16 protein-coding genes and 2 pseudogenes are annotated in these 16,959 nt (G+C 66.9%); 15 read left to right on the top strand and 3 right to left on the bottom strand.

What is annotated here, in order from left to right; all coding sequences use genetic code 11:
* Positions 1-287 precede the first annotated feature (287 nt).
* Positions 288-1,427, top strand: coding sequence for a mandelate racemase/muconate lactonizing enzyme family protein (locus ABDW21_RS12170; RefSeq protein ID WP_343603292.1), 1,140 nt, complete (start codon positions 288-290; stop codon positions 1,425-1,427).
* Positions 1,428-1,489: 62 nt separating this feature from the next.
* Here ABDW21_RS12170 and ABDW21_RS12165 read toward each other — a convergent pair whose 3' ends face one another.
* Positions 1,490-2,323: a lytic transglycosylase domain-containing protein gene (locus ABDW21_RS12165; RefSeq protein WP_343603290.1), complete on the bottom strand. Its 834-nt coding sequence runs from the start codon at positions 2,321-2,323 to the stop codon at positions 1,490-1,492.
* A 250-nt stretch (positions 2,324-2,573) separates the two neighbouring features.
* Positions 2,574-3,530, bottom strand: coding sequence for an LLM class flavin-dependent oxidoreductase (locus tag ABDW21_RS12160; RefSeq protein ID WP_343710488.1), 957 nt, complete (start codon positions 3,528-3,530; stop codon positions 2,574-2,576).
* 223 nt (positions 3,531-3,753) lie between these two features.
* Here ABDW21_RS12160 and ABDW21_RS12155 point away from each other — a divergent pair, with 223 nt between their 5' ends.
* The 3 genes from ABDW21_RS12155 (at position 3,754) to ABDW21_RS12145 (ending at position 5,450) form a co-directional block, all read left to right on the top strand.
* Positions 3,754-3,966, top strand: a complete 213-nt coding sequence (locus ABDW21_RS12155) for a hypothetical protein (protein ID WP_343710487.1) — start codon at positions 3,754-3,756, stop codon at positions 3,964-3,966.
* A gap of 79 nt (positions 3,967-4,045) precedes the next feature.
* Positions 4,046-4,297 carry a hypothetical protein gene (locus tag ABDW21_RS12150; protein WP_343710486.1) on the top strand — a complete coding sequence of 84 codons (252 nt, stop codon included), beginning with the start codon at positions 4,046-4,048 and terminating at the stop codon, positions 4,295-4,297.
* 571 nt (positions 4,298-4,868) lie between these two features.
* A complete protein-coding gene (locus ABDW21_RS12145) occupies positions 4,869-5,450 on the top strand; it encodes a TetR/AcrR family transcriptional regulator (RefSeq protein WP_343602889.1) in 582 nt (193 codons plus the stop codon).
* A 15-nt stretch (positions 5,451-5,465) separates the two neighbouring features.
* Here ABDW21_RS12145 and ABDW21_RS12140 read toward each other — a convergent pair whose 3' ends face one another.
* Positions 5,466-7,088: a PE-PPE domain-containing protein gene (locus tag ABDW21_RS12140; RefSeq protein ID WP_343602877.1), complete on the bottom strand. Its 1,623-nt coding sequence runs from the start codon at positions 7,086-7,088 to the stop codon at positions 5,466-5,468.
* 160 nt (positions 7,089-7,248) lie between these two features.
* Here ABDW21_RS12140 and ABDW21_RS12135 point away from each other — a divergent pair, with 160 nt between their 5' ends.
* The 11 genes and pseudogenes from ABDW21_RS12135 to ABDW21_RS12085 all read left to right on the top strand — a co-directional run.
* Complete coding sequence (locus ABDW21_RS12135; RefSeq protein WP_343602879.1) at positions 7,249-8,439, top strand: lipid-transfer protein; 1,191 nt, start codon at positions 7,249-7,251, stop codon at positions 8,437-8,439.
* 18 nt (positions 8,440-8,457) lie between these two features.
* Positions 8,458-8,898 (top strand): SRPBCC family protein, encoded by a 441-nt coding sequence (locus ABDW21_RS12130; RefSeq protein WP_343602881.1) that lies wholly within the window; start codon positions 8,458-8,460, stop codon positions 8,896-8,898.
* Positions 8,899-8,902: 4 nt separating this feature from the next.
* The gene (locus ABDW21_RS12125; RefSeq protein ID WP_343602884.1) at positions 8,903-9,769 is read left to right on the top strand and encodes a MaoC/PaaZ C-terminal domain-containing protein; all 867 of its coding nucleotides are present in this window, start codon (positions 8,903-8,905) and stop codon (positions 9,767-9,769) included.
* Between the two features lie 17 nt (positions 9,770-9,786).
* Positions 9,787-10,653, top strand: a complete 867-nt coding sequence (locus ABDW21_RS12120) for an SDR family oxidoreductase (protein ID WP_343602886.1) — start codon at positions 9,787-9,789, stop codon at positions 10,651-10,653.
* Entirely contained in the window at positions 10,650-11,885 is a 1,236-nt protein-coding gene (locus tag ABDW21_RS12115) for an acyl-CoA dehydrogenase family protein (protein ID WP_343602888.1), read from the top strand. Before ABDW21_RS12120 ends, ABDW21_RS12115 begins: the two co-directional genes overlap by 4 nt.
* Positions 11,886-12,354: 469 nt before the next feature.
* Positions 12,355-12,690 carry a lsr2/espR transcriptional regulator gene (locus tag ABDW21_RS12110; RefSeq protein ID WP_343710485.1) on the top strand — a complete coding sequence of 112 codons (336 nt, stop codon included), beginning with the start codon at positions 12,355-12,357 and terminating at the stop codon, positions 12,688-12,690.
* A 4-nt stretch (positions 12,691-12,694) separates the two neighbouring features.
* Entirely contained in the window at positions 12,695-13,174 is a 480-nt protein-coding gene (gene nuoB, locus ABDW21_RS12105; RefSeq protein ID WP_343710489.1) for an NADH-quinone oxidoreductase subunit NuoB, read from the top strand.
* Entirely contained in the window at positions 13,171-15,147 is a 1,977-nt protein-coding gene (locus ABDW21_RS12100; RefSeq protein WP_343710484.1) for a proton-conducting transporter membrane subunit, read from the top strand. Before nuoB ends, ABDW21_RS12100 begins: the two co-directional genes overlap by 4 nt.
* Before the next feature lie 5 nt (positions 15,148-15,152).
* A complete protein-coding gene (locus tag ABDW21_RS12095) occupies positions 15,153-16,103 on the top strand; it encodes an NADH-quinone oxidoreductase subunit H (protein ID WP_343710483.1) in 951 nt (316 codons plus the stop codon).
* Between the two features lie 10 nt (positions 16,104-16,113).
* A pseudogene (locus tag ABDW21_RS12090) lies at positions 16,114-16,230 on the top strand (hypothetical protein); the annotation flags it as partial.
* Between the two features lie 502 nt (positions 16,231-16,732).
* Positions 16,733-16,959 (top strand): annotated as a pseudogene (locus ABDW21_RS12085) (group II intron reverse transcriptase/maturase); the annotation flags it as partial.

Raw genomic sequence — 16,959 nt, 5'->3', positions numbered from 1 at the left:
TATACCCGCGGATCCGGCTGCGCCCGGCCAGTAGCCGGTCGAGCTACCGCGTACCGAGCGGTTCGGCGGCAGCGCTGGCAGCGCTGCCGCCGCCGGGAGCCGGCGGAGGGCGCCGCGCCGAGCAACGCCGAGCAACACAGTGGTGCGCAGGAGCGAAACCCCGCCGACCGGTCATCGTCCGGCTGAATGGCTCGATGTGACGCGCCTATCCTGACAGGCAGGGCGCTGACACGGAGGGCAGTGCGGTGATTTCAGCACCCCGATGATGCGGTTCAGTCCCGCAGATCGTGCGAGGACATGAGGAGGTTCACACGTCTGCCGCCGACCGTGCGACCGTCATCGCCGACGTCGAGACCGTTCGGCTGCGTATCCCGTTCCGGTCGGGCGGCATACCCGGGGCGTCGCTGTGGGGCGACACGCTCTCGGCGGCGGACTCACTGCTGGTGAAGGTGACAACACAAGACGGACTGCACGGGTGGGGGGAAGCGTTCGGTTACCGCGCCGTCGAGTCGGCCAAGCTCGCCGTCGACGAGCTGATCGCGCCGCTGTGCATAGGTCAGGACTCCACCGGAATCGGTCCCCTGATGCACAACGTGCAAAAGAAGCTGCACGTCTTCGGGCGCGGCGGCCCCCTGACCTATGGGCTCTCGGCGGTGGACATCGCGCTGTGGGACATCGCCGGAAAGCGCGCCGACGTTTCGGTGTGCCGGTTGCTAGGCGGCGGCGTGACGGCGATGCCCTGTTACGCCAGCCTGGCCTGCTATTCCGACCCCGCGCTGGTCCGCGCCGCCGTCCGGCAGGCCGTCGACGCCGGATTTGCCGCGATCAAGCTGCACGAGGCGGACATGCCGGCGATCCGGGCCGCCCGCGAGGAGGCCGGCCCCGACGTCGAGCTGATCGCCGACGTCGGCTGCCCCTGGACCCTGACCCAGGCGTGCGCCGTCACCGGCGAGCTCGCGGCCGTCGGACTGAAATTCCTGGAGGAGCCGCTGTGGCCGCCGGAGAACTTCGAGGGTCTGGCCGAACTGCGCCGACGTAGCGGCCTGCCGATCTCGGCCGGCGAGAACGTCTCCACGCTGATGGAATTCGAGCGGATGCTGGCTGCCGGCGCGGTGGACTTTGTTCAGCCGAGCCCGGCCAAGATGGGCGGTATCAGCGAGCTGTGCAAGGTTTTTCCGCTCGCGGCCGCTCGCAACGTCGCGGTGATGACGCACTCCTTCTACGACGGCCCGGGCTTGCTCGCAGCGATCCAGGTGACCGCCGCGCTCGGCGGCGCCGACTCGATGGTCGAGTGGCGCTGGTTCGACCTGGAAACCGCGATTTACGGCGACGCCCTCACCGCCGACGGTGGACGGGTGTCGGTACCGCAGGCGCCGGGCCTGGGAATCGACCCCGATCCCGACGTCATCAGCGCGTACCGACGGTAGCCGGAAGCGCCGGTAGCCGGAAGCGCCGGGAGCCGGCAGCCAAGGGCCCGGTGTTCTGTCGATCATTGCGGATGGCTGGCCAGATAGTCGCCGACCGGGATCCGTGAGGTGGCGCTGTAACCGATGGGCAGCAGGACGTCACCAGACGTCGTTCGGTAGTAGGTGTCCCACCGGTAGTAGCCCGCAAAGGCGGCGGGATCGCCGGCGAGCACGGCGGCATAGTCCTCGACCGCCCGGACGTAGTGGTTGGAGTGGTTGTACCCGAACACGGCCCGGTCATGGTTGTCGGCGAAGCCCTGCGCGGCCAGCAGGCGGCCGGCCGCCATGATGCTGTCCCGGGCCGAGCGGATGTCGCCGCCGTCACCGTATACGGCGAATGTCGACGGCAGGAATTGCATCGGGCCTTGCGCGTCGGCTTCGCTGGCGCCGACGATGCGGCCGAAACCGGTCTCGATCAGGTTGATCGCCGCCAGGTAGGTCCAGTCGACGCCGGTTGCCGCCTGCGCTGCGCGGTAGTAGCCGAGCAGTTCACCGGCCGGCGCCGGCGCAACCACCCGCCATGCGGGCAACGTGTCCTTCGGCGTGCTCAGCGCGATGAGCTGCAGGCGTGCGTCGACGTTGCGGTCGTAGACGCCGAGCAGCGCGGCCGGGATGTGGGAGCGCGTGGTCGGGATCCACTCGGGATGCCAACCCAGGGCGCGGTAGGCGCTTTGCTGGCGGTGTGCGGCCGCCTGCAGCACGTCCTGCGACGACGACGGGTCGCGCAGCGCCTGCTCATCGGCGACGAGACCGCCGGCGAGGTCGGCGGGACCCGACGGCGATGCGGTTGCCGACGGCGGGCAGCCGATCAGGGCGAACGTCACCGCGACCACCAGCAGCGTTGGTCCGCAACGCATCACCCGGGATCGGTGCCCGCGGTCGTGCGTCGGCCGCCGCCGGCACGTTCGCCACACGCATGAACTGTAAACGGCGGCAGCACGCGGCGCCCGGTAGCGGGCCGGCGTGTGCGGCCGCGGGCATGCCGGTACGCGATGTCGTTGGTGTCAGTCGAAGTGACCAGCGGGGCGCCAGGCGGAGTTCCACGTGCGCTTCGACGAGAGGCATTGCTAACGCACGCCTTAGGACTTATTAATTAATAAGCCCTGACTACCCCACCTTCGGCTTGATGTCCTCGATCATCCATTGCGCGTAGTCGAGGTAAGCGTTGGCGTTCTTTACCGGGGGGATGGGCGGGGCCGTCATCGTCACCCCCAGCTGGGCGAACCGGCCCAGTCGATCGACCATTTCCGCGGCCGTCATGCCGAGCAGGTGGGCGGGGTCGTCGACCCCACCGTGTTCGTCGCCGACTCGCGGGCTGTCCAGGCCGTAGAACACGTCGATGCGGCGCCCGTCATAGGTTGGCTGGGATTTGATGAAATCGAGCTTCGCCGGGATGTCGTCTGGTCTTGTCAGCCACGGGAACCAGCCGTCGGCGTAGCGCGCCGCCCGCCGGAGCGCCGGTTCGGCATCGCCGCCGATCCAGATCGGCAGCTGCGCCCGCTGCGGGGGCGATGGTCCTAATGCCACGTCCTCGCCGGGCACCCGCTCGCCGTTGATGTGCGGTGAACCGTTGATGTGCGATGAATAGCGTGTCGACAGTTCGACGACGGCGGCCAGGTACTCGTCGGCGCTGCGCCCCCGCTCGTGCAACGGCACGCCGAGAACCTCGAATTCTTCGGGGTCCCAACCGACGCCGAACGTGACGGTGATGCGGCCGTTGCTCATCCAGTCCAGCGCAGCCAGCATCGTGGCCATGGCGGCGGCATGCCGCGGCGCCAGCAGGCTCGCCCCCGCGTTCACCCGAATGCTGGATGTGGCGCCGGCAAAGTAGGCCTGCTCGAGGGCACACTGAAATTCGAGGGCCAACTGACGGTCGGGTGACCCCATCAACGCCGTGTGCGTTTGCGGCACGCTGAAATGCTCGGGGAGGAAGATCATGTCGTAGCCGATTTCTTCCGCGCGTCGCGCCATCACCATCTGATCCGCCCCGGTCACGCCGCACTCGAACGACTGGGTCAGCATTGTTTCACAAACCGGGCCCGGCATGACGAAACCGAATTGCATGGCCCACTCCTCGTTGAGTCGGACGTCGAACTCGATGTTACTCCTTTTCCGCACTTCTGCGACGCGTTTTGGCTCCCCTATTTGGCGGGGTCAGCGGTTTTGGATATTACTGATGGGTAGCCGCCGCGGCGCCGCTGCTGGTGTTGTGGGTGCGACCGTTCGTCGGTCCGTGTCATTGGGACGCGGACGAAAGGGGTCGCCTCGATGGTCGACTGGGCTGGGAGTGGATGATCAGGCGGACGGCGGTGTGCAGCAGCCGGTGGTGCAGGGTGGCGGGTTCGGCCTTGGCCGGCGGCCCAGCCCGGTGTCTTTGCTGTCAGCGGATGAATCCCTCTACGCGGGCGTGCACCCGGTGGCGGGCCTCAAGGCGCTGGACCTGCCCGCCGCCGGTGGCGGTGGCGATCACCTGGTAGCGGTAGGCGTTGTGCTGCTCTGACAGCGACAGCTGGGCCGCACCGGCGCAGGCGGATCCGCCCGGCGACCCGAATCAGTCGGTCTGCCCGAAAATGGCGCAGGTGGGACCCTCGCTTGCCGCACTGCTGTCCACGCTCATCAATGCGACGTCCGACGTCCACGGAAAGACGGCTGCCCCGCCGGACATGGCCGAGCTGTTCAGCAGGATGGGAATATCGAATTACTGCCCGGACGCGGAGACGTCGCTGCGTAACGGCCAGCTTCCGAACGTGCCGGGCGTCATCAGCGACAGGCCCGATGTGCACGGCATCCTCGGAGGTATACCCGCGGATCCGGCTGCGCCCGGCCAGTAGCCGGTCGAGCTACCGCGTACCCAGCGGTTCGGCGGCAGCGCTGCCAGCGCTGCCGCCGGGAGCCGGCAGCCAAGGGCCCGGCGTTCTGTCGATCATTGCGGATCGCTGGCCAGATAGCGGCAGTAGCGAGCAGTTCACCGGCCGGTGCCGACACGTTCGCCACACGCATGAACTGTAAACGGCGGCAGCACGCGGCGCCCGGTAGCGGGCCGGCGTGTGCGGCCGCGGGCATGCCGGTACGCGATGTCGTTGGTGTCAGTCGAAGTGACCAGCGGGGCGCCAGCCGGAGCTCCGGGTGTCAGGTCACCGAACGTGAAGCCCTTGCGAAAAAATCCGGCCAATGGTCGCAACGGCTTCACGTTCGGTGCGGCCGGGCTGAACAGGGTCGACCCACACGCCTCGTTGGTCACATCTACCTGGCTGTGCCGCTGACAGACAAAGGCATGAACCTGCGAAAGCGCAGCTAAGATGACCCGATGACCAGAGCGCGAAAGGGCGGTTGCGGTCGGCCGTGGTGACGAATGGGGAGGGTCCGACGGTGCGGCGCACCCAGGCGCAGCGCAGCGCCGCGATGCGTACCCGCTTGTTGGATGCGACCGTCGAGTGTTTGGTTTCCCATGGCTACGCCGGCACGACGACGCCCCGGATTGCCGAGATGGCCGGAGTCACCCGGGGCGCGCAGATCCACCACTTCCGGTCGAAGGAAGACCTGGTGGTCGCCGCCATCGAGCACCTGGCCCAACAACGCGCGCAAGCCGCGATTTGGGAGTTGGGTCGTGTCCGCAGCAGCGCCGAACCCGTATCGACGGTGCTGGACTTCCTGTGGGAATCCCACCAGGGCCCCATGTTCGTTGCGACGCTGGAACTTTGGATCGCCGCCCGCACCGACCCGGCGTTGGCGCGCCAGATCGAGCGGCTGGAACCCGTCGTCAATAGCACCCTGATCTCTGCGATCGGGCAGCTGCTGCCGGAGCACCCCGCGCAAAAGGAGCTCCGCAACGTCGTCTACACCGCGATGGACGCACTGCGGGGAATCCTTGTCGCGAGCTTCGCCGACCGGGACTCGCAACGTGCCCGGCGGCGGTGGGAGCGCGCGTGTGTGCACCTGCGCGAGATCGCTGCCGCCGCGCTGCAGGCACCATCGTTGGACTGACGCCGGCCGCTGCGGTCAGAGGTTGAACGGCACACCGGCGATGAGGTCCTCCAGCCCCAGAACGGGAAGAAGACCCGCAAACAGCGACAGGCTGATGTCTGCCGTGGGGATGAGTTGGAGTTCTTGAAGGAAGCCGGCGAAGTTATTGGCGGCCAAATCCTGCAGCCCGGCGGCCACGAAATAGACATCGTTGGTGAGAAGGGTGCCGGGCGTCTCGAGCTCGGTGGGTAGCAACTGCTCGGTGATGTAGATGCCCAGCTCGACGTGGCTGGGCGCACCGGCGCTGGCCAAGGTGTCTCGCAGCAGATCACCGGTGCCGTACACGGCGCCTTGGATGGCGGGATCGATCTGGTCGTCGACCAGCTGAGAAAGCGAGGCGGACAGGGAACTGATTGCGCCGGAGACTGGGCTCAGCGCGTCGGCGAGCTGGGCGGGAACGACGACGCTGTTCGCGGCGTGCTGCAGGCCATCGTTGGTGGCCTGGACGGCGGGATTGATCTGGTCTGCCAGCGTGCCGAGCGCGGTCTCCACGGCGCCGATGGGGCCGGTGAGCTGCGCTGGTAGGTCCGGCAGCCCGAGGGCGGTGAGCGCGTTGTTCATCCCCTGCACGGTGCCTTTGACCAGGTCGTCGGCCACTGTGATCGGGTTGACGTCGGTATTGAACAGTTCGGCTGGGGTGGCCACGTTCGCAGGCCCGGTCCCATAGCCCAGGTCGATGAGAACACGCAGATCCGGTTGGATCAGGTCGATCAGCCATTGCGGCGCGCCGAGCTGCTGCAGCGGCTCCAGCAGCGGCAGATTCTGGGTTGGAACCAGGTAGTAGTGGGTCATCGTGTCGCCGACCGTCGAAAGCTCCGGAGCCGACGCGATCTGTTCGGGCGTGAGAAGCGGATACGTGCCGTGCACGTAGTCGATGCCGAAAAAGGCGTTGAGGTCCGCCAGGATATTCGCGGGGTATTGCGGAAAGTCGGCCCACCCGTCGTATTGCAGTGTGTAGATGTCAGTCGGGTACACATCGGCAGGAGTCGCGCCGGAGAACGACGCATCCAGCGAGGGGATGAAGGCGCCGTCGAAGCGTTCCAGCAGACCGCCGTCGGGATTGTTGCCGTCACCGATCATCACGAAAGCGAGCTGGTCGGGGCTCGGCCGCGCGTCGGCCGGCAGCGCGGCCAGCCGTTCCAGCTCCATGGTTTCGACCGTCGCGCTCTGCGAGTAACCGAACGCCACCACGCCGTCGCCGGCGTCGATGTCGTTGCTGATCGCGGTATTCAGAACGTCGGTCCCCTGCTGCAGCGAGATGCCGAACGGCTCGCTGTCGAGGCCGGTGGTCGGCGCCAGCTGGTCGGGGATGGCCAGGCCGACGGAGGTGTATCCGGGGAAGTGCGGGACGATGAACTTCTGGGCCTCCGCCAGATACCCGGCGGGAGGTTCGAGCCACGGCGTGGAGGACGTCACGCAGCACGGGTCGGTGCCGTCCATGATCAGCGCCACGTCGTCGGACAGCAGCGCCACCTCGTTGCTGGCCGTGCCGACTTTGATCACCGACGCTGACGCGATCGTCGCGACCAGTCCGAGGAGAGCGGTACCGGCGACCGCGAACGGTAGCTGACCACACGAATGGGGCCGGTGGACTGTCATGCGTGCTCCCCGCGACGGTGAAGGGGAAAAACATTCAGTTGTGCATCATGCGCGGCGCTGCGCCGCCGGGCAAGCGTAGGTTTATCTTGCCCCCAGCGCTGTTGGTGACGCAAGATACAATCTGCTTTGTATGCTTGTTCCACCAAGCGGAAGGAGTGCGATGCCCAACAAGGTCTATGTCGTCGGCGTCGGCATGACGAAGTTCGAGAAGCCGGGGCGCCGGGACAACTGGGATTACCCGGACATGGCCAGGGAGTCGGGGACCACGGCGCTGCAGGACGCGGGCGTCGACTACCGCGAGGTCGAGCAGGGCTATGTCGGATACGTCTACGGCGAGTCGACGTCGGGCCAGCGGGCTCTCTACGAGCTGGGCATGACCGGGATCCCAGTCGTCAACGTCAACAACAACTGCTCGACCGGGTCGACCGCGTTATACCTTGCCGCCCAGGCGATTCGCGGTGGCCTGGCAGACTGCACGCTCGCGCTGGGATTCGAGAAGATGAAGCCCGGCTCGCTGGGGTCGAGCTACGACGACCGCGCCCAGCCGATGGACAAGCACGTCTCGGCGATGGCCGAGATCTCCGAGGTGCTGTTCCCGCCGGCGCCGTGGATGTTCGGTGCGGCGGGCCGCGAGCATATGAAGCAATACGGCAGCACCGCAGAGCATTTCGCAAAGATCGGCTACAAAAACCACCAGCATTCGGTCGACAATCCCTACGCGCAGTTCCAGGAGTCCTACACGCTCGACGACATCATGGCGTCGCGGATGATCTATCACCCGCTGACCAAACTGCAGTGCTCGCCGACCTCCGACGGCTCCGGTGCTGCGATCCTGGCGAGCGAGAAGTTCGTCGCCACGCACGGCCTGGCCGGGCAAGCCGTAGAGATCGTCGGGCAGGCGATGACCACCGACTTCGCCAGCAGCTTCGACGGCACCTGCAAGGCGCTCATCGGCTACCACATGAATGTCCAAGCCGCCCAACGGGTGTACGAGCAGTCCGGCCTGGGGCCCGACGAGTTCCAGGTGATCGAGTTGCACGACTGCTTCTCGGCCAACGAGCTGTTGCTCTACGAGGCGCTGGGCCTGTGCGGCGAGGGTGAGGCGCCCAAACTGATCGACAACGGCGACACCACCTATGGCGGACGCTGGGTGGTCAACCCGTCCGGCGGCCTGATCTCCAAGGGACATCCGCTGGGCGCAACCGGTTTGGCGCAATGCGCCGAGCTGACCTGGCAGCTTCGCGGCACCGCAGGCAAGCGGCAGGTCGAGGGCGTCACCGCCGCGCTGCAACACAACATCGGCCTCGGCGGCGCGGCCGTCGTCACCGCCTATCAGCGAGCCGAACGCTAACACCGGCAAGGACAACCCATGGGACACATCGAAGCCACCCGAGACCTGTCGGCCGGCCCGGACGCGCTGTGGGGGACCGTCAGCGACCTGGCCAACTGGGACAAGTGGTTCACCGTGCACGAGAAGTGGCTGCAGGAACCGCCGGCGGCCCTCACCGAAGGCGCCACCCTGACCGCCAAGATCGTCATGCTGGGGATGGCCAACAAGATCGAGTGGACACTGGTGTCGGTGGACGCGCCGCGCAGCCTGGTGTTGGCCGGCACCGGGATGGCCGGCGTCAGGGCGCAGTTCACCTTCACCATCGAACCTGCGGAAAGCGGCTCCAAATTCAGCGTTTTCGGGGATTTCGACGGCGCGCTGATCAAGGGCGCGCTGGGCAAGGCGGTGGAAAAGGACGGCGCCAGGCAGCTCGACAAGACGCTCGAGCAGCTCGACGCGCTGGCCTCGGCATCGGCTTGAGAAGATGCCGATGACCGAAAGGCTGGAGTTCGACGACAGCGGACTGGACCGCTGGAGCGACGACGAGCGGTTCGAGGTGACCCGGGAGCGGTTGGCGCAGTACGCGGCGGCGACCAATGATCCGATCGACGCGCACCGAAGCGGGGACGTGGCGCCACCGGTGTTCGCGATCGTGCCGGTTTTCGAGGCGTTGCTTTCTCCGGCCGTCGACGTGATGCCGGTCGAGGCGATTCCCCGAGTCGTGCACGGGGAGCAGGACTTCCACTTTCATCGGCCGATCCGGCCTGGCGACAAGCTGGTGTCGAGGGCCAAGATGATCGGTTATCAGGGGCTGGAGAAAGGTACCCGGGCCGCGATCCTGCTGGAGTGCCGCACGCAGGACGGTGAGCTGGTCAACGAGCAGTACGTCACCGCCTTCGTGCGGGGTGTCAACGTCGGCAAGGCTGTCGGCGAACTGAGCCCCGACCACAAGTTCGATGACGCCCTGCGCGCCAGGGCTCCGGCGGCCAAGGTCATCCAGCACGTCGATGCCGACCAAACGTTCCGTTACGCCGCGGCGGCGGGTGATCCGATGCCGATCCATCTTGATGAGGAGGTGGCCAAAGACGCCGGGCTGTCGGGCATCATCGCCCACGGATTGTGCACGATGGCGTTCACCTCATGGGCGGTGCTCACCGAACTCGCCGGCTCGGATGTCCACCGGCTGGAGCGGTTCGCGGTGCGCTTTTCCAAGCCAGTGCTGCCCGGCGACGACATCGAGACCCGGATATGGGAGCAGAGCAGGGCGGACAGCGTTACGGCGTACGCGTTCGAGACCGCTCGCGGTGACGATTTCGTCATCACCGACGGGCTGGCGGTGATCGCCGACTGACAGGAGGAATCGTCGAGATGGGCGCTTTAGACGGCCGGGTTGCGGTGATCACCGGCGCGGGCCGGGGGATCGGGCGCGAGCACGCGCTGCTGTTCGCCAGGGAAGGGGCCAGGGTCGTCGTCAACGATCTCGGCGGCGACAACGCGGGCGAGGGCTCAGATGACGGCCCGGCGCGGCAGGTGGTCGATGAGATCAACAGCGCGGGCGGCACTGCCGTCGCCAACACCGACAACATCGCTACCTGGGAAGGTGCGGAAAGTGTTGTGCGTCAGGCGATCGGCGAGTTCGGACGCCTCGACGTCGTGGTCAATAACGCAGGAATTCTGCGCGACGGGTTCATCGCCGGGATGGCGGAGGCGCAGTGGGACGCGGTCATCGCTGTGCACCTCAAAGGCCACTTCGCGATGCTGCACCATGCCGCCGCCTACTGGAAGGCGCAGTCGAAGTCCGGCGATCACCCCAACGCCGCCGTGATCAACACCGCGTCGGCCTCCGGGGTGACACTGCCGAACGCCGGGCAGGCCAACTACGGCGCCGCCAAGGCCGGCATCGCGGCGCTGACGTTGATCGCCGCCGAGGAACTGCACCGCTACGGTGTACGGGTCAATGCGATCGCGCCGATCGCCCGTACCCGGCTCACGCTGGCGACCCCGGGCATGGGCGCGCTGATGGCCGAACCCGAGGACGGCGAACTGGACCTGTTCAGCCCGGCCAACATCTCGCCGCTGGTGGCCTACCTGGCGACCGAGAAGTGTCCGATTACCGGCAAGGTGTATGCGGTGCAGGGCGGTGCGATCTCCGAGCTGGCCGGCTGGCATGACGTGAAAACCATTGAAACCAAACGTCTCTGGGAGATCGACGATATTGCAACGAGGTTGACATGATTGAGTGGTCTGACACCGACCTGATTATGCGGGATACGGTGCGGGAGTTCATCGCCAGGGAAATCCGGCCGCAGCTCGACGCGCTGGAAACCGGGGAGCTGTCGCCTTATCCGATCGCGCGCAAGCTGTTTTCTCAATTCGGTCTGGACGCGCTGGCCGCCGAGGCGGTCAAGTCGATGCTGGACCGCGAGCGCGCTCGGGAGGCGGAGGCACAGCCGACAAAATCGGGCGGGTTGGCTGCCGTCGGCGCGCAGGCGTCGATGGCCGCGGTCCTGGTGTCCGAACTGGCCGGCGTCAGCATCGGGTTGCTGAGCACGATCAGCGTCAGCCTCGGGTTGGGTGCGGCGACCATCATGAGCCGCGGCACACTGGCTCAGAAGGAACGCTGGCTTCCCGAGTTGATGACACTGGAGAAGATCGCAGCGTGGGCGATCACCGAACCCGATTCCGGCTCGGATGCGTTCGGCGGCATGAAAACCTACGTCAAGCGGGACGGCGACGGCTACATCCTCAACGGCCAGAAGACGTTCATCACCAACGGCCCCTACGCCGACGTCCTGATCGTCTACGCCAAACTCGATGACGGCTCCACCGACCGGCGCAGCCGCCCGGTGCTCACCTTTGTGCTCGATTCCGGGATGCCGGGACTGACTCAGGGCAAGCCGTTCAAGAAGATGGGCATGATGTCCTCGCCGACCGGGGAGTTGTTCTTCGACAACGTGCGGCTGACCCCCGACCGCCTGCTCGGCGAGACCGAAAACCACACCGACGGCGACGGCCGGGAAAGCGCCCGCGCGAACTTCGCCGCCGAACGGCTCGGCGTCGCACTGATGGCGCTGGGCATCATCAACGAATGCCACCGGCTGTGCGTCGATTACGCGAAAAGCCGCACCCTGTGGGGGCGAAACATCGGGCAGTTCCAGCTGATCCAGCTCAAGCTGGCCAAGATGGAGGTCGCCCGAATCAACGTGCAGAACATGGTGTTTCAAACTCTGGAGAAGCTGCAAGCCGGCAAGGTGCCGTCGCTGGCGGAGGCATCCGCGATCAAGCTGTACTCGTCGGAGGCCGCCACCGACGTCGCGATGGAGGCCGTGCAGTTGTTCGGCGGCAACGGCTACATGGCCGAATACCGGGTCGAGCAATTGGCCCGCGACGCGAAGTCGCTGATGATCTACGCCGGTAGCAACGAGGTCCAGGTGACTCACATCGCGAGGGGCCTGCTGACGTCATGACGTAACCCAGCGGCCGCGCTCGTCAAGGCACACGGGCCGGCTGTGCTGGTGAGTGGCGACGAGGTTCAGATCGGCAAGTTCCGCTTGGTTCTTGTGAGGTCCGAGAACGTCGAGGGCAACGGACAGTCAGGCAGACCTAGCTTAGCCGCCGCCGGTGAATTCGGCCGGCTGAACCAACCGCGAACCGTGCGGCCCGGTCCACGACAATCGCCGGCAGCCCCTTTGCTCACAATGCGGCGGCGCCGCGCAGGGTAGTCCAGCTGTCCCAGTCCGCAGCCGGGTCCCAACCCCACCATCGATCGGCGACCGGTCATGGCTTAGGCCGCAGGAGATGGGATCGCTGACACGCCGGGTGAAGGTGCATCAGTGCTGGCGAAATGGCGTGACGAAGCGTTCGCACGCCGCGCCAAGGATCTGATAGGTTCTTCAACTGTTCGAACATAGCAATACTCAAGTCTTCAGGAGGGCCGTGGTTTCGGAGCCGCTGTACAAGCTCAAGGCCGAGTTCTTCAAGACGCTCGCTCATCCGGCGCGGATCAGGGTCCTTGAGCTGCTGGCGGTGCGGGACCGGTCGGTCGGGGAATTGTTGCCGGAGGTGGGGCTGGAGTCATCGAACTTGTCGCAGCAGTTGGCGGTCTTGCGCCGGGCGGGGGTGGTGGTCGCGCACAAGGACGGGAGCACCGTGATCTATTCGATCGCGTCCCCGGACATCGCGGAATTGTTGACGGTGGCGCGAAAGGTCCTGGCCAGGGTGCTCAGCGACCGGGTCGCCGTGCTTGAGGATCTACGGGCGGGTGACCGGTAGCGGGATGGGGTGGATTGGCAAGATTGTCCGCGTCGGCCGCGTGGTCGAACGTGCCGACCCGGCACCGGAATCAGTGATGGATGCGCCTGCGGGGGTGAGGGGTTCGTTGCAGATCCGGCACGTCGATGCCGGTTCCTGCAACGGCTGCGAGGTGGAAATCTCGGGGGCGTTCGGGCCTGTGTACGACGCGGAACGGTTTGGGGCGCGGTTGGTCGCCTCGCCCCGGCATGCCGATGCGTTGCTGGTGACCGGGGTGGTCACCCGCAATATGGCCGACCCGCTGCGCAACACGGTCGCGGCCACACCCGAGCCTCGGGTGGTGATCGCGTGCGGTGACTGCGCCCTGAACCGCGGGGTGTTCACCGACGCGTACGGGGTGGTCGGGGCAGTGGGTGAGGTGGTGCCCGTCGACGTCGAGATTGCGGGTTGCCCGCCCACACCCACCGCCATTGTCGCAGCGTTGCGCTCGGTGACCGGGAAATGACGGCCGCGCTCATCCCGGTTCGCGCAGCTGCGCCGAACACGTTGCACGACAACGGTTTCGGAGCGGTCGCGGCCGGGATCGGGACGTCGTGTCTGGGGGCGGTCGGTGTGTGGACCGGCCTGCTCGCGGTGTTCGGCACGCTGCGCCCGCTGCATATCGGCTGGCTGGTACCACTGTCTGGGGTATATCTGGACCTCGATCCGCTCGGCGGATTCTTCCTCGCCCTGACCGGTGGGGTCGCGATTCCCGTCGGGGTGTACGCGATCGGTTATGCGCGCCGCGAGCACCTCGGGCGAGTCCCGTTGGTGGTGTTGCCGGTGTTCGTCGCGGCGATGCTGCTGGTGCCGGCTGCGGGGTCGGTGACGACTTTCCTCTTGGCGTGGGAGTTGATGGCGCTCGCGTCGCTGATCCTGGTGCTGGCCGAGCACACCCGACCCGAGGTCGGATCGGCGGGTCTGGTCTATGCGGTGATGACTCAGCTGGGGTTCGTGGCCATCCTGATCGGGTTGATGGTGATGTCGGCGGCCGGCGGGGCCGACCGGTTCGCGGCGCTGGGGCCGATTACCGACGCCGCGCGGGTCGCCGTGTTCGCGTTGACGGTGGCTGGGTTCGGGTCCAAGGCGGGTCTGGTGCCCTTGCACGCTTGGCTGCCGCGGGCCCACCCGGAGGCGCCGAGCCCGGTGTCGGCGTTGATGAGCGCGGCGATGGTCAACCTCGGCATCTACGGCATCGTCCGGTTCGACCTGCAGATGCTGGGGCCCGGGCCGCGTTGGTGGGGCCTGCTGCTGCTGGGTGTCGGCGGTGTGTCGGCGGTTTATGGGGTGCTGCAAGCCACCGTCGCCACCGATCTCAAACGGCTGCTTGCCTATTCGACGACCGAGAACATGGGTCTGATCACCCTCGCGCTGGGTGCGGCGACGTTGTTCGCGAACTCCGGTGCCCATGCCCCGGCGACAATCGCGATGGCCGCGATGATGCTGCACTTGGTAGGGCACGCGGCGTTTAAGAGCCTGGGGTTCCTGGCCGCCGGTTCGGTTCTCGCCGCGACCGGGCTGCGCGATTTGGACCGGCTCGGCGGGCTGGCCCGCACGATGCCCGCGACGACGATTCTGTTCGGGGTGGCCGCGCTCGGCGCGGCCGGGCTGCCGCTGGGCGCCGGTTTCGTCGGCGAGTGGCTGCTGATTCAGTCGTTGATTCACGCCGCGTCCACCCATGACACGCTGGTGGCGTTGACTGCGCCGTTGGCGGTCGGCGCGGTGGCCTTAACGACTGGTCTGGGTGTGGCGGCGATGGTCAAGGCTTTCGGCATCGGGTTCCTCGCCCGCCCGCGCTCGGCAGCGGCCGCCGACGCGCGGGAGGCCACCGGCGGCATGCGCGCCGCGATGGCGGTCGCTGCGGGCGCGTGTGTGGTGCTGGCCGTGGCTCCGTCGGTGGTGGTGCCCGTACTGCGGCGGGTGCTCGCCGCGCTGCCGGCGGCGAACCAGGTCGGGTTCAGCGACTTCGGCGCGCTGGTACAGCTGCCCGCGGTGCCCGGGTCGATCGCACCCGGGCTGATCGCGGCGGCCCTGGTTGCCGCGGTGGTGTTCGCGGTCCTACTCGCGCGGTGGCGTTCGCGCCGGCGCCCGACGCCGGTCACGCTGCCGTTGTGGGCATGCGGTGCCGACGATCTGACGGCGCGAATGCAGTACACGGCAACGTCATTCGCCGAGCCGCTGCAACGGGTCTTCGACGACGTGCTGCGTCCCGACACCGACGTCGAGGTGACCCATCTCGACGAGTCGCGATACATGGCTGAGGCCGTCACCTATCGGGCCAGGATCGCCGACGCGATCGAGGACCGCCTCCACACGCCGGTGATCAGGGCGGTGACCGCGGCCGCCGCCCTGATGCGGCGTGCCCATACCGGCAGCGTGCACCTCTACCTGGCCTACGGTGCACTCGGTGTTCTTGTCGTGCTGGTGGTGGCCAGGTGAATCTGATGTCGTCTGTCGCCGGCGCGGCGCAGTTGGCGGCTGTCGTCCTGGGTGCACCGTTGGTGATCGGGCTGATGCGCCAGGTCCGGGCCGCGTTGGAAGGCCGCGCAGGCGGCGGGCTGGGCCAACCCTGGCGGGATCTACGCAAACAGCTTGGCAAACAACAGATCACCCCGCAGGGCACCACAATAGTGTTCACCGCAGCCCCGGCGATCATCGCCGGGACGACACTGCTGATCGCCGCGATCGTGCCGATCGTGGCCACCGGGTCACCGTTGGATCCGGTAGCCGATCTGTTCGCCGTCGTCGGCCTGTTGTTTCTGGGTACCGTCGCCTTGACGCTGGCCGGCATCGACACGGGTACCTCGTTCGGCGGCATGGGCGCAAGCCGCGAGATCACTATCGCGGCTCTGGTCGAACCGACGATCCTGCTGGCCGTGTTCGCGCTGTCCATCCCCGCTGGCTCGTCTAATCTCGGTGCGCTGGTGGCCAACACGCTCGACCATCCTGGTCACGTGGCGTCGCTGACCGGGGTGCTCGCGTTCGTTGCGTTGGTGGTGGTGATCATCGCCGAGACCGGACGGCTGCCGGTCGACAACCCGGCCACCCACCTGGAGTTGACGATGGTGCACGAGGCGATGGTGCTTGAATACGCCGGCCCCCGGCTTGCTCTGGTGGAATGGGCATCGGGGATGCGGCTGACGGTGCTGCTGGCGCTGTTGGCGAATCTGTTCTTGCCGTGGGGGATCGCCGGGGCCCATCCGCACCCGCTCGACGTTGTGGTCGGCATCGTCGCCGTTGCGGTCAAGGTGGCTGTTTTGGCCGCGCTGCTGGCTGCGGCAGAGGTGTTCATCGCCAAGCTGCGACTGTTCCGGGTCCCTGAACTGCTGGCCGGGTCGTTTTTGCTGGCCCTGCTCGCGGTCACCGCTGCCAACTTCTTCACCGTGCCGGCGTGAGGACGCATCGATGAGCGACGCGAACTTCGCCACCCTGATCGACTTCGCCGCCGGTGGGCTCATGCTGGCCGCGGTGTTGATCGTATGGCGCCGCGACCTGCGCTCTGTCGTGAAGCTGCTGGCCTGGTGCGTCCTAGAAGCTGGATCAGGCTTGCGGGTGGAAGTCCCGTCCCGGTAGGCACCGGAGTGCCGGGTAGCAGGCCCCGGTCCGTCGTCGAGAGGCGGCGGGCTGAGCGGGGTGTCAAGAGCCTCTTTGGAGGGAGCAAGTGCGCGGGCCGTAGTGCCGTTAGGTGCGAGTCCTGCAGCCTCGTCACAGTCACAATGGAGGAGCCGAGCCGCTCATGTCACGGCGAAGGCCTATGTCCGTCGAGCCCTGTTCCGGGGTCAGCTCGGCGGGTCCTTCCGGGGTACGGGGAGCGGCACGTGCACACAGTTCAGTCGGGAACAGGAGAGACCCGTCTGCCCAGCCTGTGTCGGGCAAAGACCAAGGGTATAAGCCGATGGTGAAATCTCTTGGAGGGCAGCGGGAGTCCGAGGGGGTCGTAGTACCGCTGATCGGCGTGAGAGACACGCCGGGAGAGAAGGGCCCCTGCTTTGATCACGCGTGTGAAGCCGGTAAGCGCGAGGGCATGACCGAGGTTTCTTGGTCCAACTACCCCGGCGGGCTATCGCCTGTCGTAGCCGACGAGGACCCCTTGCGGGCCTCGCCGGTGAAAGTGCGAGAACTGCAACGTGCGCTATGGGCTGCGGCCAAGCAGTCGCAGGGTCGGCGTTTCCACGCCCTGTATGACCGGATCTGCCGGGGTGACGTCCTGGTGGAGGCGTGGGAGCGGGTGCGTAAGAACAAGGGTGCGGC

Origin of the sequence: Mycobacterium sp. (assembly GCF_039583805.1) — a bacterium.
In the GTDB taxonomy this organism is placed as follows: domain Bacteria; phylum Actinomycetota; class Actinomycetes; order Mycobacteriales; family Mycobacteriaceae; genus Mycobacterium.
This window is presented reverse-complemented; position numbering and strand designations above follow the sequence as displayed.